Annotated in this window: 20 protein-coding genes; 7 read left to right on the top strand and 13 right to left on the bottom strand. The window is 66.8% G+C overall.

Annotated elements, in window-relative coordinates; translation table 11 throughout:
* Positions 1 to 29: 29 nt before the first annotated feature.
* The gene (locus tag ACZYZ9_RS12170) at positions 30 to 518 is read right to left on the bottom strand and encodes a hypothetical protein (protein WP_463826518.1); all 489 of its coding nucleotides are present in this window, start codon (positions 516 to 518) and stop codon (positions 30 to 32) included.
* Positions 519 to 1,340 carry a hypothetical protein gene (locus ACZYZ9_RS12175; protein ID WP_463826519.1) on the bottom strand — a complete coding sequence of 274 codons (822 nt, stop codon included), beginning with the start codon at positions 1,338 to 1,340 and terminating at the stop codon, positions 519 to 521.
* Between the two features lie 94 nt (positions 1,341 to 1,434).
* On the opposite strand from ACZYZ9_RS12175, the gene ACZYZ9_RS12180 reads away from it, so the two are divergent.
* From ACZYZ9_RS12180 to ACZYZ9_RS12190, 3 genes are all read left to right on the top strand, one after another.
* Positions 1,435 to 2,469 (top strand): hotdog fold thioesterase, encoded by a 1,035-nt coding sequence (locus ACZYZ9_RS12180; protein ID WP_463826520.1) that lies wholly within the window; start codon positions 1,435 to 1,437, stop codon positions 2,467 to 2,469.
* Between the two features lie 138 nt (positions 2,470 to 2,607).
* The gene (locus ACZYZ9_RS12185; RefSeq protein WP_463826521.1) at positions 2,608 to 3,033 is read left to right on the top strand and encodes an anti-sigma factor antagonist; all 426 of its coding nucleotides are present in this window, start codon (positions 2,608 to 2,610) and stop codon (positions 3,031 to 3,033) included.
* A 142-nt stretch (positions 3,034 to 3,175) separates the two neighbouring features.
* Complete coding sequence (locus ACZYZ9_RS12190; RefSeq protein WP_463826522.1) at positions 3,176 to 5,119, top strand: SpoIIE family protein phosphatase; 1,944 nt, start codon at positions 3,176 to 3,178, stop codon at positions 5,117 to 5,119.
* A 9-nt stretch (positions 5,120 to 5,128) separates the two neighbouring features.
* On the opposite strand, the gene ACZYZ9_RS12195 is transcribed toward ACZYZ9_RS12190, so the two are convergent.
* Both ACZYZ9_RS12195 and ACZYZ9_RS12200 read right to left on the bottom strand, forming a co-directional pair.
* Positions 5,129 to 6,361 carry an acyl-CoA dehydrogenase family protein gene (locus tag ACZYZ9_RS12195; protein WP_463826523.1) on the bottom strand — a complete coding sequence of 411 codons (1,233 nt, stop codon included), beginning with the start codon at positions 6,359 to 6,361 and terminating at the stop codon, positions 5,129 to 5,131.
* Positions 6,358 to 7,494 carry an acyl-CoA dehydrogenase family protein gene (locus ACZYZ9_RS12200; protein ID WP_463826524.1) on the bottom strand — a complete coding sequence of 379 codons (1,137 nt, stop codon included), beginning with the start codon at positions 7,492 to 7,494 and terminating at the stop codon, positions 6,358 to 6,360. The genes ACZYZ9_RS12195 and ACZYZ9_RS12200 overlap by 4 nt, the downstream gene beginning before the upstream one ends.
* Before the next feature lie 181 nt (positions 7,495 to 7,675).
* Between ACZYZ9_RS12200 and ACZYZ9_RS12205 the strand changes: the two genes are divergently transcribed.
* Positions 7,676 to 8,506 (top strand): hypothetical protein, encoded by an 831-nt coding sequence (locus tag ACZYZ9_RS12205; RefSeq protein ID WP_463826525.1) that lies wholly within the window; start codon positions 7,676 to 7,678, stop codon positions 8,504 to 8,506.
* A 437-nt stretch (positions 8,507 to 8,943) separates the two neighbouring features.
* Positions 8,944 to 9,459 carry a hypothetical protein gene (locus ACZYZ9_RS12210; protein WP_463826798.1) on the top strand — a complete coding sequence of 172 codons (516 nt, stop codon included), beginning with the start codon at positions 8,944 to 8,946 and terminating at the stop codon, positions 9,457 to 9,459.
* A 15-nt stretch (positions 9,460 to 9,474) separates the two neighbouring features.
* Here ACZYZ9_RS12210 and ACZYZ9_RS12215 read toward each other — a convergent pair whose 3' ends face one another.
* The 4 genes from ACZYZ9_RS12215 to ACZYZ9_RS12230 all read right to left on the bottom strand — a co-directional run bounded on the left by ACZYZ9_RS12215 (position 9,475) and on the right by ACZYZ9_RS12230 (position 13,122).
* Positions 9,475 to 10,434, bottom strand: a complete 960-nt coding sequence (locus ACZYZ9_RS12215) for an alpha/beta hydrolase (protein WP_463826526.1) — start codon at positions 10,432 to 10,434, stop codon at positions 9,475 to 9,477.
* Positions 10,435 to 10,514: 80 nt separating this feature from the next.
* The gene (locus ACZYZ9_RS12220) at positions 10,515 to 11,702 is read right to left on the bottom strand and encodes an amidohydrolase family protein (RefSeq protein ID WP_463826527.1); all 1,188 of its coding nucleotides are present in this window, start codon (positions 11,700 to 11,702) and stop codon (positions 10,515 to 10,517) included.
* On the bottom strand, positions 11,699 to 12,766 hold the full coding sequence (locus tag ACZYZ9_RS12225) for an amidohydrolase family protein (protein WP_463826528.1): 1,068 nt from the start codon (positions 12,764 to 12,766) through the stop codon (positions 11,699 to 11,701). The genes ACZYZ9_RS12220 and ACZYZ9_RS12225 overlap by 4 nt, the downstream gene beginning before the upstream one ends.
* Complete coding sequence (locus ACZYZ9_RS12230) at positions 12,763 to 13,122, bottom strand: Rieske (2Fe-2S) protein (RefSeq protein ID WP_463826529.1); 360 nt, start codon at positions 13,120 to 13,122, stop codon at positions 12,763 to 12,765. Before ACZYZ9_RS12230 ends, ACZYZ9_RS12225 begins: the two co-directional genes overlap by 4 nt.
* A gap of 117 nt (positions 13,123 to 13,239) precedes the next feature.
* Here ACZYZ9_RS12230 and ACZYZ9_RS12235 point away from each other — a divergent pair, with 117 nt between their 5' ends.
* Together ACZYZ9_RS12235 and ACZYZ9_RS12240 are read left to right on the top strand one after the other, a co-directional pair.
* Positions 13,240 to 14,469 carry a cytochrome P450 gene (locus ACZYZ9_RS12235; RefSeq protein ID WP_463826530.1) on the top strand — a complete coding sequence of 410 codons (1,230 nt, stop codon included), beginning with the start codon at positions 13,240 to 13,242 and terminating at the stop codon, positions 14,467 to 14,469.
* Positions 14,466 to 15,623 carry a Zn-dependent alcohol dehydrogenase gene (locus ACZYZ9_RS12240; RefSeq protein ID WP_463826531.1) on the top strand — a complete coding sequence of 386 codons (1,158 nt, stop codon included), beginning with the start codon at positions 14,466 to 14,468 and terminating at the stop codon, positions 15,621 to 15,623. Before ACZYZ9_RS12235 ends, ACZYZ9_RS12240 begins: the two co-directional genes overlap by 4 nt.
* Before the next feature lie 83 nt (positions 15,624 to 15,706).
* On the opposite strand, the gene ACZYZ9_RS12245 is transcribed toward ACZYZ9_RS12240, so the two are convergent.
* The 5 genes from ACZYZ9_RS12245 to ACZYZ9_RS12265 are packed head-to-tail and all read right to left on the bottom strand — an operon-like array spanning position 15,707 to position 19,861.
* The gene (locus ACZYZ9_RS12245) at positions 15,707 to 16,504 is read right to left on the bottom strand and encodes an SDR family NAD(P)-dependent oxidoreductase (RefSeq protein WP_463826532.1); all 798 of its coding nucleotides are present in this window, start codon (positions 16,502 to 16,504) and stop codon (positions 15,707 to 15,709) included.
* Positions 16,501 to 16,719 (bottom strand): VOC family protein, encoded by a 219-nt coding sequence (locus tag ACZYZ9_RS12250; RefSeq protein ID WP_463826533.1) that lies wholly within the window; start codon positions 16,717 to 16,719, stop codon positions 16,501 to 16,503. Before ACZYZ9_RS12250 ends, ACZYZ9_RS12245 begins: the two co-directional genes overlap by 4 nt.
* 3 nt (positions 16,720 to 16,722) lie before the next feature.
* Positions 16,723 to 17,550, bottom strand: a complete 828-nt coding sequence (locus ACZYZ9_RS12255; RefSeq protein WP_463826534.1) for an SDR family NAD(P)-dependent oxidoreductase — start codon at positions 17,548 to 17,550, stop codon at positions 16,723 to 16,725.
* Between the two features lie 59 nt (positions 17,551 to 17,609).
* Positions 17,610 to 18,830: a cytochrome P450 gene (locus ACZYZ9_RS12260; RefSeq protein WP_463826799.1), complete on the bottom strand. Its 1,221-nt coding sequence runs from the start codon at positions 18,828 to 18,830 to the stop codon at positions 17,610 to 17,612.
* Positions 18,831 to 18,841: 11 nt separating this feature from the next.
* Entirely contained in the window at positions 18,842 to 19,861 is a 1,020-nt protein-coding gene (locus ACZYZ9_RS12265) for an LLM class F420-dependent oxidoreductase (protein ID WP_463826535.1), read from the bottom strand.
* Positions 19,862 to 19,887 lie beyond the last annotated feature (26 nt).

Below are 19,887 nucleotides of genomic sequence, written 5' to 3' on the forward strand. Positions count from 1 at the left end.
GCGTCACTCTCCTTCCGCTGCAGCGTTCATCATGGCACCGGCGCCGACGCGATCCGGCAGACCAGTAATTCGCCGTCCCGCACGCCCAACACGAACTGCACACTGACGTCATTGTCGAAGTGCGTGCTCAGGGTCCACAGCGATCCGTGGCGGCCGAATGCGCCGGTGGCCACGACGTGCATCTCCTTGCCGAGCGGCTGGTTGGTCTTGACGTCGTTGAGTTCGGTGGTGACCGTTCCCTCACTGTCCGGGCAGGTCAGCGCCTGCAGATTGGCGAAATGACGCGCGCTGCGTTCGCGTACCCAGGCCCGCACCGTGGTGTCGGCGGCCTGGTAGGCCTGCGCTTCTGTCATCGAGTTGCTGACCGTCTTCGGCCGCAATGTCGGGTGGTCGCCGCGGTCTCGGCCGACGACCGCAATCACCAACACCACGGTTGACGCCAGGGCCGCAATCACCCACAGCCACAACGAGATCCGGCGCGCTGGCCTGCCCGTCGGCGACCCACCGTTGATCGACACTCAGCCCCCCGCCTTTGGCGGCAGTGCGATGTCGCACACCTTCAAGGTGCCGCCTTCGCTGGCCAGAGTCATTTCTTCGTAGAGGAAACCGCCGTGCGTCTGCGCCTCGTCCACTTCCCGCTTGGTGCGGTCGTCGACCGGACGGATGCGCACCGCGATGCGCACCCATACCGCCGCCCCGTCATCACGGAACTTGGTGACCGCGTCGGTGAAGACCAGTCCCTGATCCTGACCGTAATAGCCGATCGTGCTGATCCAGTCCGTCACCGATTGCGCGGGGTGCACACACGCCAGTTCGCGCATCCGCGCTACATCCCCGTTGTTCTCGGCTTCGTACCACTGCGTTGCCACCGCGAAGGCCTGTTGCGCGCGTGGTGGCGGCGGCACCCCCAGCGCAGTCAGGCGCGGCGGCTCCGACCACCGCCAGCCCGTCGCGAACACCACTGCGGCAGCGGCCAGACACCCGATCGTGATCGTCGCCAGCACCCACTGCGGCCAACGCCGTGACCCGGCTGCGGTCGCCACCGGATCGGTCCGCGCCGACAACCGCCCGTCGGCGTCGCAGTCGATCACCAACCGCCCTGCGGTCCCGCTCTGCCGGTGATAGTCGCTGAGCGCAGCTATCACCCCGGCAGGTACCGGCAGCGGTATCGACGTCCCTTCGCCTGTCGTCAGCGAAGTCGTGACAGCCGAAGTGGCCGAATCGAATTCGAGGTGTAAGTGCGCCCAGCCCGCAGGTGCCTCACCCAGCAACAGCGCGACGACTTCCTCGATGCGGCGCCGGTCCCCCGGCGCCGAGCCGTCCGCGCCGCCCGAAATCACCGGTCCACCCTAGCGCTCGGACTGCGCACGGTAATGTCATTCTCAGTGCGCGCTCGCAGCGTTCCGCCCGGCCCGCAAGGAGAAGGATCCGCCCATGACCGGCCCCACCGAGCAAGCCGACGTCACGCGCGCCGACCGCTTCATCAAAACCGCGGTCGACATCCTGGGCGAAACCGGCCGCACCGACTTCACCGTGCAGGAAGTCGTCGCCCGCTCCAAGACCTCGCTGCGCGCTTTCTATCAGCACTTCGCCAGCAAGGACGAGCTGCTGCTGGCGCTGTTCGATCGGACCATGGCACAGGCCGCGGACATGTGGCGCGTCGAGACGACCGGATTGGACAGCACCTCGGCGCTCAAGCTGGTCATCGACCGGGTCACCGCGCAGCCGGAATCCAGCACCCAGGACAGCCTCAACCGGGCGCTCAGTCTCTACAACCAGCATCTGGCCGAGACCCGGCCCCGCGAATACGCCCGCGTGTTGTCCCCGCTGCACCGACTGATCCGCGACATCGTCGGTCAGGGCATCACCGAGGGCCTGTTCGACCCGGCGCTCGACGTGGGGGCCGCAGCCGCGATCGTCATGCAGACCGTCATCGGCGCCCTCCGGTTGCGCTGGCTGGGCACCGAATTGAACGGCACCCCCATCGATTCCGGTCAGCTCTACGACTTCTGCAGTCGCGCCCTGGGTGTCCGAGACACCACCGACAACGCGGTCGAGCCCACGCTGGCCGAACTGTTCGCCCAGATCGGCCTGCGCCCCACCACCACCCCCGGCGGGGAATTCGCGATGACCATGCCGGTCAGCCCCCAGGTGGTGAACACCTCCGGCGCGTTGCAGGGCGGTCTGATCGCCACCCTCGCCGACGTGGCAGGCGGACAACTGGGGCTGGAATACCTGCAGCCGGGTACCGCCATGACGACCTCCGATCTGGTGATCCGCTATCTGCGGCCGATTCGGCACGGCTCGGCGCGCGCGGTACCCACTGTGCTGCGCGCCGGTCGCCGCTCGCTGGTTGTGCAGATCGACATCTTCGGTGACAGTGACAGTGACAGCGAATTGGCGGCCACCGCCACGGTGAACTTCGCGATCGTCGGTCGCCCCACCGAAACCGGCCCCACGCTCGACTGATACACCGCCGGCCCGGTTTCGGCGTTTCGCCACGTCAGCCGTGTCACTCTGCTATACACGAGGCATCAGACTTTCTTCCGGCGCGCAGCAACGTCCACTCGGGGGGGTTTTCCGGCGCGGTCGACTAGGGGGTGCGCTGTGAACCTGGGTCCGTCCGAATCGTTTTCCATTCCGGTGCCGTTGAGCAACCGGTTGGCGTCCCAGCTCGGTGAGCCGAATAGCTCGTTGCGGGCCACCACCGTGCGCAGCGGCTCAGCGGTGCTGATCCGCGCCGGCGGCGAAGTCGATGCTTCCAACGAACACACCTGGCGCGGACTGGTCGCCGAGGCGTCCGCGGTCGCCACGCAGCCGGGAGTATTGGTCGTCGACGTGAACAGCCTCGACTTCATGGCCTGCTGTGCGTTCACTGTGCTGGCCGACGAAGCAGAACGCCTGCGGCGTCGCGGCATCACCTTGCGCATGGTCAGCAGCAACCCCGGCGTGGCCCGAATCGTGGATGCGTGCTCGTTCGGAAATGTGCTGCCCGTTCACCCGACGACGGAAGCTGCACTCTCCGCCGCATAGCGCGCGAGCTCGCCCGAGTGCGAGCGACATTTTGGTGCCTGGCGCATATCGCCTGGATTGCTAATCTGATTACTGTTGCTTGACGCTGTCATCGACGCACCCGACTTGTTTGCTACATCGGTCCGCGGGAGGTACGGCCAAGATGTCGGCCGAAATGGACTGGGATCACACGGTGGGTGCGGCCGCGGACGTGCGGCGCATCTTCGAGAGCATCCCGGCGATGGTCGTCGGCCTGGAGGGACCCGATCACCGGTTCATCGCGGTCAACGCGGCCTTCCGGGCCTTCAATCCAGCGGTGCAACTAGTGGGAAAACCCGCCCGGGAGATCTATCCGGAGCTGGAGAGCCAGCAGATCTTCGACATGTTCGACCGGGTGTATCAGACCGGTGAGCCGCAATCCGGGGCCGAGTGGCGACTGCAGGTCGACCTGCAGGGTTCCGGCGTCGAGGAACGCTTCTTCGATTTCCTCGTCACGCCGCGACGTTCCCCCGACGGACCGATCGAGGGCGTGCAACTGGTCTTCGATGACGTCACGGCACGGGTCGAGGCACGGTTGGCCGCCGAGGCGCGGGTCGAGGAACTCGCGGAGCGCTACCGCAACGCCCGCGATTCGGCGACCGTGATGCAGCAGGCACTGCTGGCGGCGACCGTGCCGATCGTGCCCGGCGCCGATGTGGCCGCCGAGTACCTCGTCGCCGCCGAGGACACCGCGGCCGGCGGGGACTGGTTCGACGCCCTGCCCCTCGGTGGTCACCTGGTGCTGGTGGTCGGCGACGTGGTGGGCCACGGTGTCGAGGCGGCCGCAGTGATGTCTCAGCTACGCACCGCGTTGCGGATGCAGCTCACCGCCGGACTCTCGATCACCGAGGCACTCGAGGCCGTGGACCGCTTCCATGAGCAGGTGCCCGGGTCGAAGTCGGCCACCATCTGCGTCGGCGCCCTGAACTTCAGCACCGGTGAGTTCCAGTACTGCACCGCCGGCCATCCGCCCCCGCTGGTGGTGACGGCCGATGCGGGCTCGCGCTACCTCGAGCCGTCCGGCGGCGGGCCACTGGGCAGCGGCAACGGATTTCCGGTGCGCAGCGAGCCGATCGACGTCGGGCACGCGGTGCTGCTCTACAGCGACGGCCTGATCGAACGCCCGGGACGGCCGCTGGCGGCGAGCACCACCGAGTTCGCGGAATTGGCGGCCAGTATCGCCGCCGGCACCGGCGGGTTCGTGATCGACGCACCCGCGCGGCCCATCGACCGCCTCTGTTCGGAGACACTCGAATTACTCTTGCGCTCAACGGGTTACAACGACGACGTCACGCTGCTCGCGGCGCAGCGACGAACCGCGACGCCACCGCTTCAGGTCACCGCCGATGCCACCATCCACGCCGCCCGCGGCATCCGGGCCCGGCTGCGCAAGTGGCTCGCCGAGCTCGGTGCCGAGGCCGACGACATCTCCGACGTAGTGCACGCAGTCTCCGAATTCGTGGAGAACGCCGTCGAACACGGCTACGCCACCGAAGTCTCCGGCGGTGTCGAAGTCAGAGCGGAACTGGGTGGTGACGGCCTGCTGCGGGCGGCGGTGACGGACCGCGGCAAATGGAAGGACTACCGCGAGGGCGAACGCGGCCGCGGGCGCGGCCTGGCCATGGCCGAGGCGCTGGTGACCGAATCGCACGTGGTCCACGGTCCCGACGGCACCACCGCCAGCCTCATCCACCGCCTGTCCCGGCCGGCCAACTTCGTCAGCGACTCGGTGGTCAGCCGGGTGTCCTACCAGCGGGTGGTGGACAGCGAGTTCGTGTCGCTGGTTGCCGACGGCGGTCGCATCATCGTGCGCGGCGAGGTCGATTCCCACACCGCGTCCACCCTGGATCGCCAGATTGCGGTCGAAAGCCGTTCGGGCATAGCGTCATTGACGATCGACCTGAGCGCTGTCACCCACCTCGGCTCGGCGGGTGTCAGTGCGCTGGCCGCCGCGCGCGAACGTGCGCGCAGACACGGCGGCGACTGCGTGCTGGTGGCGCCGCCGGGCAGCCCCGCACACCACGTGTTGTCGCTGGTCCAGATTCCGGTCAGCGCCGCCGACGCCTGAGGGCGCGGTTCAGCGGGTCCGGCCGTGCCGGACCTGGTTGAACGGCACGCCGCGGTCCGCGGCATATTCCCGCGGAAAGTTCAGCACCCGCTCGCCGATCACGTTGCGGGCCATCTCGGTGGTGCCGCCACCGATGGCGACCGACTGGCGCGAGAGGTACCGCAATCCGGTCTGCAATCCCTCGCCCATCTCCCCCACCACACCCGCCGGGCCGGCAATGGCCAAGGCGATGTCCATCTCCAGCATCACGTGCTCGGCATGGAACAGCCGGATGAGGGATCCGGCGGCCGGCGGCAGTCCGCCGTCGCGGACATTGCGGGAGACGTGCTCGATGAGCTGCTCGGCGACCGCGCGGTACACCAGCGCCCGGCCAGCCATCTCCTGAATGCGTTCGTTGTCAGCCTGGCCGGTCCTGGCCGCCAGATCGACGTAGTCCACCGGCGTGGTGTGGCCGCCCTCATGACCGGATCCGCTGGCGAACTCCGAGCCCTGACCGACGGCACGGCGCTCGTGGTACAGCTGTCGCGAGGCCACCGCCCAGCCGCCGTTCACCTCGCCGACCACGGCGTCCGCGCCGACGTCCACCCCGTCCAGAAACTCTTCGCAGAACTCCGCGCCCCCATTGACCTGCGTGATGCGCCGCAGTGTGATTCCCGGGTGCTGGATCGGCACCAGGAACATGGTCAGGCCGTCGTGTTTGGGCACCTCCCAGTCGGTGCGGGCCAGGCACAACCCGTAGTCGGCGGCGAACGCGCTGGTGCTCCACGTCTTGGCGCCGGTGATCACCCATCGATCGCCGCGACGCTCGGCGCGCGTGATGACACCGGCCAGGTCTGACCCGCCGCTGGGCTCGGAGAGCAACTGCACCAGAATCTCGTCACCGCGCAACGCACCGGCGATGTGGTGTTTCTTCTGCTCTTCGCTGCCGGTGTCGAGCAGCGTGGCGCAACAGATGGTGAACGTCGGCACGTTGAGGATCAACGGCATCTCGTAGGGGTAGGACTCCACGTCGAAGGCCCGCTGGTAGTCGTAGGGCAACCCCAGGCCGCCGTATTCGCGGGGGAAACAGATACCGGCGAATCCGCCGTCCCACAGCCGCCGCTGTAGCTCGCGGGCGCGTTGCCAGGACCGTTCGTCGTCGCGCGGCGCGGCCGGTGGATTCTCCGGGTCGATGCTCGGCATGTTCTCGGCCAGCCACGCACGGGCACGGGCGGCGAATTCGGCGACTGATTCGGCTGTCATCGGCCCGCCATCCTGTACACCGCGAGGTTGTGCTCCTCGGGTGTGCCGAACATGTTGCGGTACAACGTGGCCCGTCTCAGATACAGATGCAGGTCGTGTTCCCAGGTGACGCCGATGCCACCGTGCATCTGCACGCAGCGCTGCACGATCGGCCCGGCGAGTTCACCCACGTAGGACTTGGCGACGCTGGCTGAGAGCGCAGCATCGGGTGCGTGCGCAGCCACGTCGGCGACTGCGGCAGCGGTGGTGGCACGGCACGCCTCGAGCCACATCTTCATGTCGGCGAAGCCGTGTTTGAGCGCCTGATAGGACGCCAGCGGACGTCCGAACGAGTGCCGGTCCAACGCCCACTGCACGGTGAAGTCGAAGACCGTCTGCAGGATTCCGACCACCTCGGCGCACTGCAACACCTGGGCGATCTGGCTCTGCCGCTCGATCAACGCCGGCGTCTCGGCTGCGTTGCCGACGGCGGCGGACCCGTCGACGATCACGCCGTCAAACTCCACGGTCGCGTACTGCTTGACCATGTCGACCGACTGCACCGGGGTGATCCGCACGCCCGGCGCGTCGGTGCCGACCAGGAACTGACGCACCACCGAGCTGTCCGCGCCGCTTCGAGCCGTTACCAGCAGCACCGCGCTCTGCGCGGCGGCCTCCACCCGATCCTTGACTCCGTCGATGCGGTAACCGGAATCCGCCGGCACGAAGCCGACAGTCGGATCCTGCGGCACCCACCCGCGGCGCGGCTCCGCAACCGCCCACGACGCCACCGTTTGACCGGACACCAGCGCGTCAATCAGACCCGTGTGGTTGTCCCGATCGCTGGCCTCGACCAGCCCGGCAAGTACCGTGCTGACCGGGTACAGCGGTCCCGGCGCGACGGTTTTCCCGAGCAGTTCGGCGACCATCGCCAAGTCTGCGAAGCCGTCACCCGACGCGCTGCCCCCGCCCAGCTCCTCGGGCACCAGCAGCCCTGTCCAGCCGAGTTCGGCGGCTCGCCGCCACCAGGCCGGATCGAAGGACTCACCGGCGCCGTGCAGGTCGCGGACGTGACGCAGCGACGCCTCTTTGGACAGAAACGCTTGAGTGGTGGAGGTAAAGAGTATCTTTTCGGGAGAGTCGACAGCGGTCATGAGGCCGGCCGGACTTCCCCGGGCGTTCCTTCGCCGCGAAGGAAGTCGGGAGGCAAGTTTGGTTGGGGGATCATCCGCCTGATCGGTCCTCATCGGGGTGCGCTGGCGACACCGATGTTAGCAATGGGCAATACCGTAAGAGATACCGGAGTTCAGTCGATAATGACGGACGGTCGCCGAAATGGCTGAGTTAGACGACGATGCGGTGACATCGAAGGCCGATGTGCTGGCTTTGGCCGAGGAGGCCGAAGCCGAGGCCGCCGAAGCCGAACTGCTGGCTGCCGCGGCGCGCGCCAAGGCCCGCGCGGCCCGGTTGCGACGTGAAGCGCTCAACGCCGCCGACGACGACGAGTACGAAGACGAGTACGAAGACGACGGCGATTACGAATACGAGGACTACGACGAGTCCGAAGAGTACGACGAGGCCGAATACGAGCCGGAAGATTACGACGAGTCGGCGAATTACAACGAGTCCGAGCCGGTCACGCCCTCGCGGCGGGACCGGTTACGCAACTCGGTGCGGATGCCGAAGCTGTCCACGATCCTCCAGGGGGCTGCGGTCATCCTCATTCTCGGATTTTTCGTGTTGAGCGGGCTTTTCGCCTGGTGGCATCACGAAAGTTCGGAAAAGCGGCGCCAGGAGGCAGCCTTCATCGCCGGGGCCAAGCAGGGTGTGGTCTTCATGACCTCGCTCGATTTCAACCGCGCCAAACAAGACGTGCAGCGGGTCATCGACAATTCCACCGGTGAGTTCCGGGATGACTTCCAGCAGCGGGCGGCCGATTTCACCAAAGTGGTCGAGCAATCCAAAGTGGTCACCGAAGGATCAGTGAACGCAGCCGCCATCGAGTCGATGGACGGGCATTCCGCGCAGGTCCTGGTCTCGGCGACCTCACGTGTCACCAATGCCACCGGCGGCAACCCCGACGAACCGCGCGCCTGGCGGCTTCGGGTGACGGTGATGGAGGAGGACGGCCAATACAAGATGTCGAAAGTGGAGTTCGTGCCGTGAGCGACGAAAGGGGCGCCGTCGAACTGACCAAGAAGGACGACGCCGAGGTATCCGGCGGCACGCCCGACACCGTGGTGCGGGGCGCCGCGGCGGACGAACAGCCGGAGCGTCTCGACGCCGCCGACACCGTCGAGGCCCGCGCCAACTACGCGACCTTCGCCGTCGCCCTGGGCAAAACCGCCGAGTCGCACAGCGAGGGTGAGACCTCCGACGAGGAGGTCCCCGAGCCGGTGGACGACATCCACCAGGCCGAGGCGCCCAACCCGGTCCCCGACACCCACGACGTCGCCGACGACTCCGATGACGACGACGACATCGGCATTGCCGACGACACCGGCTACAGCGGCCTCGAGGAAGCCGAAGTGCCCGAGGCGGACGCCGACATCGACGAGCCCGAAACCACCGCGGCTCCCGACGGGGAAGCCACGCCCCGGCGCATCTGGCGGCGCGACTTCTGGCGCCGGCAGATCACGGTCAAGCCGATCCCGGTGATTCTCGTGCTGCTGCTGCTGATTTCCGGTGGGCTGGCCACGTGGATGTACTTCCAGCAGTATCGGCCGGATCAGCTGACCAGCCAGAGCGTGGCGCGCACGGTGATCAACTCGGCGTCGGAGGGAACGGTGGCGGTGCTGTCGTACTCGCCGGAGAGCCTGGATAAGGACTTCGCCGGCGCCAGGTCCCACCTGTCCGGCGATTTCCTGTCCTACTACGACCAGTTCACTCAGCAGTTCGTGGCGCCGGCGTCCAAGCAGAAGGCGCTGAAAACCACCGCCCGCGTGATGCGCGCGGCGGTCCAGGAGTTGCGCCCCACCTCGGCAGTCGTGCTGCTCTTCGTCGATCAGAGCACTACGACCAAGGACAACCCCGAGCCATCGGTGGCGGCCCGCAGCGTACTGGTGACGCTGGCCCTCATCGACGGGAAGTGGCTGATCACCAAGTTCACGCCCGTCTAACCCGGGCGCGCGTCGTCACACCGCGAACGCGCGCCGCAACGACTGAGCGTGCAGGGCCCGGTTCTCCTGGGAGACAACCCAATCCGGGGCCACCGAGTCGAAGCCGTTGAACGTGGCCGCGATCACGTGCAGCCCGGTGGGGACGTAGGCGTGCAGCAGCCGGTTCGCGTAGTCGATCGCTTCGTCCCGGCAGGGATCGATGTCGGCGCAGCTGACGAAGGTCGGCGGCAGCCCTTCCAGATTCGCCCGGTGCGCAGGGACGTGCTGACCGTTGGCGGTGGCGTGGCCGAGGTAGTGGCCCCAGGCGCGGCTCACCGCCTGACCGTTGAGGCCGGGCGTGCGCTGGAATTCCCGGCGCGACGGAGTGGTGTCGGAGTCCAGCATCGGCTGATGCAGGATCTGCACCAGAATCTTGGGTCCCTCCTCGTCGAACATGCGCTGGGCCAGCCCGGCCACCAGTGCGGCACCGGCGTCACGGCCCATCACCGCGATCCGGGTGGCGTCGGCGTTCAGCTCGGCAGCGTGCTCGACCACGTAGCGCAGCGCCGCCTCGGCGTCCTGCAGCGCCGCGGGGGCGGGATGTTCCGGTGCCAGCCGGTAGTCGACCGACACGACCAGGGTGTCGGAATCGCGGGCCAACTCCACGCAGTGCGCGTGGTCGGTGTCTAGATTGCCCGTCACGAAACCGCCGCCGTGGGCGTAGATCACCAGCGGCAACGCCGAGGTGCCACCGCCCCGGTAGAGGCGGATGTCCAGCTGCCCGCCGTCCGGACCGGCAATCGTCCGCGTTTCGACGTCGACCCCGGCGGTGTCGACCGCGGCCGCCCGCTCGGCGGCCGCCCGGTGGGCTTGTTCCCGCTCGGCCGACAGACTGTCGGCACTGAACTCGACGACACCCACCCGTTCCGCGGCCTCGCGCAGCGCCGGGTCGATCCGGCTAAGACCCTGCGGCCGTGTGACATTCGTTTGCGTCATGCCCTCATATCTCCCGAAATCGATGTTCCGGCCCGTCGGGCCGGAAACCCTCTTCAAGGTAGACCTGCCCGGTCAGGGCATCAATCGAGGGCAGCACCGTCAGCCACCCGCTCGCCGGGCAGCGCCGCGACGGTCGCGGGCAGACCGTAGAGCGCGGTTGCGTTTCCACGCATGATGCGCTCGCGCTGCGCACGCGGAAATCGGTTGATCGCATACATCGGCGAGTCGTAGCTCCAGTGCGGATAATCCGTCGAGAACATCAGGTTGTCACCGAGGTCCATCAACTCCAGGTATTCGCGAAACTGGACGGTGTCGGCGTCTTCCAGCGGCTGGGTGGTGAACCGGACGTGCTCGCGCACATAGTCCGACGGGGGTCGGCGCACCTGCGGCAGATCGCCGCGGCGGGCCGCCCAGATGCGGTCCATGCGTGACATCACCGGCATCGCCCAGGTGAAACCACCTTCGATGAACACCACCCGCAGGTCGGGGTGACGGTCGAACGCGCCGTCGAACACCAGGCTCATCAGGTGCGACACATACAGCAGCGGCCAGGACGCAAAGAAGTCGTGCCAGTGGGCGGGGTTTCCGACCGGGTACAACGGGATCAGCTCGAACGGCGTCTGCCCCATCAGGTGCGTGGCCACCGGCAGCCCGGCGCGTGCCGCCGCCGCGTACAGCGGGTCGAAATGCGGGCTGCCGAACGGGATTCCGCGGGTCTGCGGCGTCATCAACACCTGCGACAGGTACGGGTGACCCGCCCACCGCTCGACCTCCCGGGCGGCCTGCTCGGGTGTCTGCGCGCTGACGCTGATCGACCCGCGCCACCGGCCGTGGGCGTTGCCCTTGTCCAGCCAGACGTCGGCCAGCCAGTCGTTGTAGGTCGACTTCAGCACGTGTTCGGCCTGCGGCAACTGCGCGTCACACATCGGTTCCAGCGAGGCGATGCTCACCCCGGCGTCGACCAGGAGCTGTTGAGCGGCGAAGTCCGGATCGCTGCCGGCCACGCCCCCGGTGGGCGGTGCGGCGTCCATCCGCAGCGAAAACGTCTTGTACGAGTCCGGGGTGTCGTAGAAGTGCGAGACCGGGCTGACGGCGTTGCCGGTCGGCCAGATCTTGTCCACCCATTCGGCCGGCGCGTACGACTTGAGCACGTCGGTGGACACCGGCAACGGGTGCACGTCGGTATCGACGACGGTCACCGCGATCTGCCGTTGCCCAGCCTCCTGCTGCCGATCGGGACAAGCAGCTGTGCGTTCGACAACGGTCATGGTGTGCTTCCTTCACTCACGGTCAGCCCGTATAGCTCACTGGCGTTGCGCCACAGAACTTTTCGTTGTTGCTCGGTGTCCAGACCGTCGGCCGTCGCCGCGGGGGCGGTCGTCGACCAGTGCGGGTAGCCGGAGCCGTACATCACCAGGTCGGCCTTGCCGGAGAAATCCATCCAGCGCGCGGCGTCGGCGGCATCGACGGGCCCGTCCAACGCCGAGGAGCAGAACCGGACATGGTCGGGCAGGTATTCGCTCGGGTAGCGGTCCACCCACGGGGTCTGGTCGCGCATCGACAGCCAGAACGTGTCCAGCCGCCACATCAGCGGGGTCAGGATGTCGTATCCGCCGTCGGCGAACACGAACTTCAGCCCCGGATGCCGGCCGAATACGCCTTCGACGATCAGCGCGGCCAGATGCACGAAGTAGTTCAGCGGCATGAACGCCGCATAGCCCGGGTAGGTGTGCGCGTGCCCGGCGAAGGTGGGCGGATGGTCGACACCGTTGCCGCCGTTGACGTGCACCGCCACCGGTAAACCGTGCGCCGCCGCGGCTTCCCAGATCGGCTCGAACATCGGTTTGCCGAACGGCTCGCGCGACTGCATGGGCACGCCGACCTGGACCAGCTTGGGGTGACCAGCCAGGCGCTCGATCTCGGCGACCGCGCCGCGGGGGTCCTCCGGGTTCACCCGGATGGTGCCGAGGAACCGGTCAGCGCCGTCCGGTTCCAGCCACCGGTCGATCAGCCAGTCGTTGACTGCGGCGCAGATGCGACTGTTGAGCAGGTAGTCCGCGATATTTCCGCGGGTCAGCGGGTTCAGGATCGCGTAACTCGCGCCGCCCTCGTCGAACAGGTGCCGGCTGACGGTGTCGGGATCCGAGCCCGGGTAGTGCTCGCCGTAGAGGTCGGCGCGGTAGTCGCCACCGGGCGCCTGATACCACTGCTGTTCCACGTCGGGTATCGACCGCAGCTTGTGGGCGTCCGGCAGATAACGCCGCAGTTCGGCGTTGTACCGGAAGTGCGGTTGCACGTTGGCGTCCACGAACGGCAGGAAGGTCTGGTTCATGCGGTCAGATACACCTGCCCCTCGGTGACGTCGACCCGGTAGGTGCGGATCCGGCGACTCGGATCGGCAATGTTGCGCCCGGTGGTGATGTCGAATTCCCAGTTATGCCAAGGACATCGGACGATCTCCCCGTCGCGCACCCGACGCAGCCCGCCGGGCTCGTCGGGGGCGGGTTCGTTGGTTCCGCCCACCGGGCCCAGGCACAGCGGCGCACCTTCATGCGAGCAGTAGTTGACGATGGCGTACACCGTGCCGTGCACGTTGTACACGCCCACACCGAACTTCCCGACGTCCACCAGCTTCATCTGGCCGGGTGGCAACTCCTCGACGGAGCACACCAGATGGCGTTGCGGCACCGCGGCACCACCGCCCTTCGCCCGCTGTCAGCTAGATTGCTATTTATACTATGATAGCGACATTCCGCTGTCTGGCCCGCCATCCGGGCTCACTCGGTTGCGCAGAGAGGACTCTCAATGACGCTCAGCACCGACCATCAGGACGGCGCCCCCGTGGCCCTCGACCTCACCGGCGAAACCAGTCCGTATCCGTTCTTCGAATACATGCGGCGCACCGACCCCGTCTGGCACGGCTGTCTGGGCGACCCCGAGCAGATGCCGGAGGAACTGCGGCCCAGCGACGAATGGGTGCTGTTCAAGTACGACGACGTGTTCCGCGCCTTCCGCGACGACCAGACCTTCACCTCGGCCAGATACGACGACACCATCGGTTTGGTGATGGGCCACACCATCCTGGCGATGGGCGGCAAGGAACATCACGACCACCGCAACTTGGTGGCCAAGGCATTCCGGTCCACGGCCCTGGAACGGTGGGAACCCTCGGTGATCGGGCCGGTCTGCGATCAGCTGGTGGACGAAATCAAAGACAACGGCGAAGCGGACCTGGTCAAGGCCCTGACCTTCGAATTCCCCACCCGCATCATCTCCTCGCTGCTCGGGCTGCCGCCCGAGGATCTCGACATGTTCCGCCGGTTGTCCCTCGATCTGATCTCGATCCCGACCGACATCATGGCGGGCCTGACCGCTGCGGCCGAGTTGCACGGCTACTTCCTCAACCAGGTCGAGCAGCGGCGGCGCAAACCCACCAACGACATCATCGGCGACCTGGTGGCCGCCGAGATCGACGGCGAGAAGCTGACCGACGAGGCGATCATCGCGTTCCTGCGCCTGTTGTTGCCGGCCGGTTTGGAAACCACGTACCGCTCGTCGGGCAACCTGCTGTACCTGCTGCTGACCCATCCCGAGCAGATGGAGATGGTCTACCGGGACCGGTCCCTGATTCCGATGGCGATGGAAGAAGGACTGCGGTATGAGACCCCACTCACCGCGGTCATGCGGACCACCACGCGGGAGGTCGAGATCGGCGGCAAGCTGATCCCGGCCGGCGCGCAGATTGACACGTGCATGGGTTCGGCCAACCGCGACGAAACCCGGTGGAGCAACCCGAACATCTTCGACATCACCCGCCCCCGGCAAGCCCACATCGCCTTTGCCGGCGGAATCCACATGTGTCTGGGCATGCACCTGGCCCGGCTGGAGACGAGGGTGGTCCTGAACAGCCTGTTCGACCGCGTGCAGGACTTGAGGTTCGTCGACGACGACGGAACCGGGGTGGAGTCCAAGATCGTCGGGCTCACCTTCCGCTCCCCCAACAAGCTGCCCGTGACGTTCAGCCCGGCCGCATGAGAAGCCGGGCCGCGATCCTGCACGATGTCGGCGGACCCTGGTCGGTCGAGGAGTTCGAACTCGACGCGCCCCGTGCCGGCGAGGTGCTGGTCCAGTTGGCCGCCGCCGGGTTGTGCCACTCCGACGACCACATCCTCAAGGGCGACATGTCCGCACCCAACGAGGTGTTGAAGGCACTGGGCCTGCCCACCATGTTCCCGATGATCGGCGGCCACGAAGGTTCCGGCGTGGTGCGTGAAATCGGGCCCGGGGTAACCGAATTCGAGGTCGGCGATCATGTGGTGCTGACGTTCGTGGCGGTGTGCGGGCAGTGCCGCTGGTGCGCCACCGGCATGGAATACCTGTGCGACAAGGGCATCGGCACCCTGACACCGGGCATGCCGACCGACGGGACGTTCCGCCACCACACCGCCGACGGCCGGCCCCTCGGGCACCTGGCCAAGGTCGGCGCGTTCGCCGAACACACTGTGGTGTCGGTGAATTCGCTGATCAAGCTGGAGTCACACCTGCCGCTGGTGCCGAGTGCGCTGTTGTCCTGCGCCATTCCGACCGGTTACGGGTCGGCCGCCAACCGGGCCGGTGTGCGCGGCGGCGATGTGGTGGTGGTGATCGGCGCGGGCGGCATCGGCACCGGAGCGATCCAGGGTGCCCGGATCAACGGCGCCGCGCACATCGTTGCCGTCGACCCGGTGGAGTTCAAACAGAAGTCGGCATTGCGGTTCGGCGCCACGCACAGCGTCGCCTCGATAGCCGAAGCCCTGGACCTGGTGCGCGACTTGACCTATGGGGTGATGGCGGACGCGGTGGTGGTCTGCCCGTCGTTGATCTCCGCCGACGATGTCCGCGATGCCGTGGCGCTCACCCGTAAGGGCGGGACGTGCGTGCTGACCGGGATGACCTCGCAATTGCAGCAGTCGGTCAACATCAACCTGCAGGAATTCATCCTGATGAACAAGACGTTGGCGGGCACCATCTTCGGCTCGTGCAACGCCAAGGCCGACATCGCCCGGCTGGCCCGGCTCTACCAGACCGGACAGCTCCAGCTCGACGAGATGATCACCCGCCGCTACCGTCTCGACGACATCAACCAGGCCTACGCCGATCTGCTGAACGGCGAGATCGTGCGCGGCGTCATCGATTACGCGATCGCCTGACCGCGCCGGGCCGCCTCTGCCGCCGCCCCTCCGCCGCCGACTGTGCGTTTTGTGACAGGACACGCCGGTGCAGCGTGTGTGGTTCACTCTGAGCGGTCAGCGGCTTTGGCCTTCTGCTTGGCCTCGTGCAGCTCCTTGAGTTTCTTGAGCCGCATCAGCTTTTCCACCTGCCCGTAGGCGTCGATCGGGCTGTGCAACGAGAGACCACCGTCGGCGTGGATGACTTGCCCGGTCACCCAGGACATTTCGAGTGTCCCGAGGATGGCCTCGGCCACGTCGGCGGGTTCACCCAGGCGCCGCAGGGCGGTGCGTTTGGACATGCCCTCGACCCAGGCAGGCCACTTTTCGGCATCGGGCAGCATCGGGGTCCGGGTGACCCCGGGCCCGACGGCGTTGATGCGGATGCCGTGGACCCCCCACTCCACCGCCGCGACCTTCACCAGCATGTCCAGGCCCGCCTTGGAGACGCAATAGGCGCCCATGTCCCGGTCGGCCAGGGTGCCGCTGATGCTCGAGACCACGACGATCGAACCGTGCAATTCGGCGTCGATCATGGCTTGGGCGGCGGCGCGGATGGTGTACCAGGTGCCGGTGAGGTTGACCGACAATACCCGCTGCCATTCCGCAACCGGCATTTCCAGCAGCAGGCCGGACGACCCGACTCCGGCCGAGGTCACCACCCGGGTCGGCACGCCGTGCTCGCGCACGGTTTGTTCCATTGCGGCGGCCACGGCATCGGAATCGCTGATGTCGCAGACGATATCCGGCGCCTCGGGTGCGCCGGCGAGATCCCAGACGACGACGTCGTCTCCGGCCTCGCGCAACCGCGCCGCCACTTCGCGTCCGATCCCGGACCCGCCGCCGGTAACCAGAGCGGTCACCGGGCCGGTCCGATCAAATCGATCCCCGGGTCGGGCGTGCCCGGATCGCCCAGGAAGCGGGAGCGCAACTGAGTGTCCTTGGCGCCGAACAGGTCTGGCCAGTCGCCGGTGAACGTATAGTCGGACAGTTCGGCGAGTCCCAGACCGTCGTACCAGAACCGTCTGGCGAGGTCCGCATCCGCGGTGCAGATCGCAGTGTGATGAACACCGAGCATGCGTTAGGTCGCGATCCTGGTCATGGTGCTCTCCCATAGGTCGTTGGCCAGTCGGGTGTTTCTGGCCAGGCGGTTCACCCGGGCGATCTTGTGCCGCGAATAGTATTCGCCCGGTGTCCAATCCACGCCGGGGGTGCTCGACGCCAGCCAGATCAGTTGCTCGGCGCCCTGTTCGGATGTTGCGGTGTACCGCTCGGTCGGCAGGTAGCGTTTGGAGAACGCCAGCGCCTTTGATCCCGACGCCGGGCCGAAATTGGAGTTGACGTAACCGGGGTGCACAGTTACGGCAGACAGCCCGCGGCTGTGGTAGCGGCGGTGTAATTCCTTGGTGAACAACACGATAGCCAGTTTGGACAGCGCATAGGCGGTGCTGGGGCGGCGTTGCGCGGTGTTCTCCAGGTCCGCGACGCCGGCCCGCACGATCAGCAGATGCGACGAGCTGGTGGTGTTGACGACGGTGGCACGCGAGTCGACGAGCACGTCCATCAGTTGGGTGGTCAGCAGGAACGGGGACAGGTAGTTCACCTGATAGGTGTGTTCGTAACCATCCGGGGTGAGGTGGATCTTGGTGCCCATGCAGCCGGCGTTATTGAGCAACACGTCGATGCGTGGGTAGGTGGAGCGGATCTTGTCCGCCAGCGCGCGCGCCTGCGCCAGGTCGGCGAAATCGACCACGAAATGATCCGCGTCCAGTTCTGCGGCCACGGCCTCGGTCTTAGTCTGCGACCGGCCTATCACCACGATGTTCGCGCCGCCGCGACGCAACTCGCGCGCAGCCGCGGCACCGATACCGTCGCTGGCGCCGGTGATGATGATCGTTCTCGGGGTCATAGGCTGATGTCCTCCCGCTGGGAGTCTATGACGTGCGCCACACAGCGGTCACAGCCGCCTCACCGCAGCGAGTAGCGCACCGGCAGGTGCTTGAGACCGCCGACGAACGTGGTGGCCACATACTGCGGATCACCGGTCAGCTCAATCGATTCGAGCCTGGGCAGCAACTCGGTGAAGAAACTGTTGACCTCCATGCGGGCCAGTGCGGCGCCCATGCAGAAGTGCACCCCGTAGCCGAACGCGACATGCTTGTTCGGCTCCCGACCGACGTCGAAGCGGAACGGATCGTCGAAAACCTCTTCGTCGCGGTTGCCCGAAACGTACGACAGCAGCACCGACTCGCCCGCGGCGATCGGAACTCCCCGTACCTCGGTGTCCCGGGCAGCGGTGCGCATGAACTGCTTGACCGGGGTGACCCAACGGATCATCTCCTCGGTGGCCTGCGGCATCAGCGAGAGGTCGTCGCGCAGCCGCTGCAACTGGTCGGGATTCTCGGCCAGCGCCTGCAACCCGCCGGAGATGGTGGCGCTGGTGGTGTCGTGCCCGGCGGTCGCGACGATCAGGTAGTAGGACACCGTCTCGATGTCGGACAGCGGTTCGCCGTTGAGCCGGGCATTGGCGATGGCCGATGCCAGGTCCTCGGTCGGGTGCTCGCGGCGCGCAGCGGTCACGTCGTTGAAGTAACCGAAGATGTCCAACAGCGCGGGTAGTTGGTCTTCGACGGTGGTGCCACGTTTGAACTCGGTGTCGTCGCTGCCGAACAGCTCCTGGGTGAGCTTGAGCATGCGGGGGAAGTCGGCCTCGGGTATGCCGAGCAGCGACATGATCACGTAGAGCGGGTAGTTGACGGCGACCTCTTGGACGAAGTCGCATTCCGGCCCCACTTCCAGCATCTTGTCGACATAGATCTTGGCCAGCTCGTCGACACGAACCTTCAACGCCCGCATGGCTTTCGGCCGAAACCAGTTGGCTCCGATCGCGCGGACGTCGCGGTGTTGCGGGTCGTCGAGATGGATCAGCGTCTTGACCCCGATAGCGGCCTGCTGATCGTCGCCCTGGGCAGTGGTCAGGACCGGGCGCGGCCAGTTGGTGAACAGCGTGTTGTCGCGCTCGATGTCCATGATGTCGGTGTGTTTGGTGATCGCCCAGAACGGCCGATAGTGCTCCACCTCGACCCAGGACACCGGAGCACTGGCACGCAGGTGGGTCAGTGCGGCGTGCAGGCGGCGCTCGTCGGTGTAGGTTTGCGGATCGGCCAGCAGCTTGGCGGCCTCATCCATGACCGTAGCGTTCACGGGCGAATCTCCTTCCAGGCGGCGGTAATACAGTCTTGGGAAGCGGCGTAGAAGATCGGCCACACCCGGTCGGCGATGCCCTCGCAACGGCTTCGCAGTGCGGCGCCGATTTCGCCGACCGGTGCGACCACCGCCAGGGTGCTCAGAATTTCATCGTCGACGAGTGCGGCCATCGCGTCCCACTCGCCTGCTTTGGACATCCGGTGCAGTTCGGTGTGCAGGTCACCCCAGCCGTGCAGGTCCAGCACCCGGCGGTAGGCGGGTGTGGACCCGTAGAACGCAATCTGCTTGCGCGCAGCCGCGATTGCGGTCGCCAGCTCGGCCTCGTCGGTGCCGGTCGCCACCATCACTTCGGCCGCGACTTCGAAGTCGGCGCGGTCCCGCCCGGCGCGTTGCAGACCGCGCAGTAGCGTCGGCATCGTCACCTCGGTGAGGTAGCGCCTGGAGACCATCGGGTGACCGAGGTGGCCGTCGGCAACCTCACCGCACATCTCCGTCATCGCCTCCCCGACGGCGGCCAGGAACACCTTCGGGGCCGGGTGCGGCATGGGTTCCGGGGTGAACATCGGGGTCATGATCTTGTGCGTATAGAACTCGCCTTCGAACCGCAGCCGTTCGCCGTCCTTCCACGCCGACCAGATGGCTCGCAGCGCCGCGACGAATTCGCGCATCCGGCGGGCCGGGTGGCTCCAGGGCATGCTGAACCGCTTCTCGATATGGGCCTGGATCTGGGTGCCCAGCCCGAGGATGAACCGGCCCTGCGAGTACGCCTGCAGATCCCAGCCCAGGTTGGCCACGGTCATCGGACTGCGCGCGAACGCGACGGCGATGTTGGTGCCGAGTTCCAGACGCGTGGTGTGCTCGGCGGCCAGCAGCAGCGGCAGGAACGGGTCGTGGCTGGTCTCGGCCGTCCAGCCGCCGGCAAACCCGTGTTGTTCCAGTGCAGTGGCGGCCTCGACCGCGTCGTCGAGCCTGTTCGGGATACCTCCGTCGATCTTGAGGCCCCCACGCGACATGATGGAAAAGCTACAGTAAGCGATTC

It is taken from the genome of Mycobacterium sp. IDUB_28 (assembly GCF_055419285.1).

Excerpts from the sequence above, each read along its gene's own strand:
- ACZYZ9_RS12180 (WP_463826520.1), top strand. The coding sequence starts at position 1,435 with ATGACCGGCCCCACCGAGCAAGCCGACGTCACGCGCGCCGACCGCTTC.
- ACZYZ9_RS12190 (WP_463826522.1), top strand. The coding sequence starts at position 3,176 with ATGTCGGCCGAAATGGACTGGGATCACACGGTGGGTGCGGCCGCGGAC.
- ACZYZ9_RS12195 (WP_463826523.1), bottom strand. The coding sequence starts at position 6,361 with ATGACAGCCGAATCAGTCGCCGAATTCGCCGCCCGTGCCCGTGCGTGG.
- ACZYZ9_RS12200 (WP_463826524.1), bottom strand. The coding sequence starts at position 7,494 with ATGACCGCTGTCGACTCTCCCGAAAAGATACTCTTTACCTCCACCACT.
- ACZYZ9_RS12205 (WP_463826525.1), top strand. The coding sequence starts at position 7,676 with ATGGCTGAGTTAGACGACGATGCGGTGACATCGAAGGCCGATGTGCTG.
- ACZYZ9_RS12215 (WP_463826526.1), bottom strand. The coding sequence starts at position 10,434 with ATGACGCAAACGAATGTCACACGGCCGCAGGGTCTTAGCCGGATCGAC.
- ACZYZ9_RS12220 (WP_463826527.1), bottom strand. The coding sequence starts at position 11,702 with ATGACCGTTGTCGAACGCACAGCTGCTTGTCCCGATCGGCAGCAGGAG.
- ACZYZ9_RS12225 (WP_463826528.1), bottom strand. The coding sequence starts at position 12,766 with ATGAACCAGACCTTCCTGCCGTTCGTGGACGCCAACGTGCAACCGCAC.
- ACZYZ9_RS12235 (WP_463826530.1), top strand. The coding sequence starts at position 13,240 with ATGACGCTCAGCACCGACCATCAGGACGGCGCCCCCGTGGCCCTCGAC.
- ACZYZ9_RS12240 (WP_463826531.1), top strand. The coding sequence starts at position 14,466 with ATGAGAAGCCGGGCCGCGATCCTGCACGATGTCGGCGGACCCTGGTCG.
- ACZYZ9_RS12250 (WP_463826533.1), bottom strand. The coding sequence starts at position 16,719 with ATGCTCGGTGTTCATCACACTGCGATCTGCACCGCGGATGCGGACCTC.
- ACZYZ9_RS12255 (WP_463826534.1), bottom strand. The coding sequence starts at position 17,550 with ATGACCCCGAGAACGATCATCATCACCGGCGCCAGCGACGGTATCGGT.
- ACZYZ9_RS12260 (WP_463826799.1), bottom strand. The coding sequence starts at position 18,830 with ATGGATGAGGCCGCCAAGCTGCTGGCCGATCCGCAAACCTACACCGAC.
- ACZYZ9_RS12265 (WP_463826535.1), bottom strand. The coding sequence starts at position 19,861 with ATGTCGCGTGGGGGCCTCAAGATCGACGGAGGTATCCCGAACAGGCTC.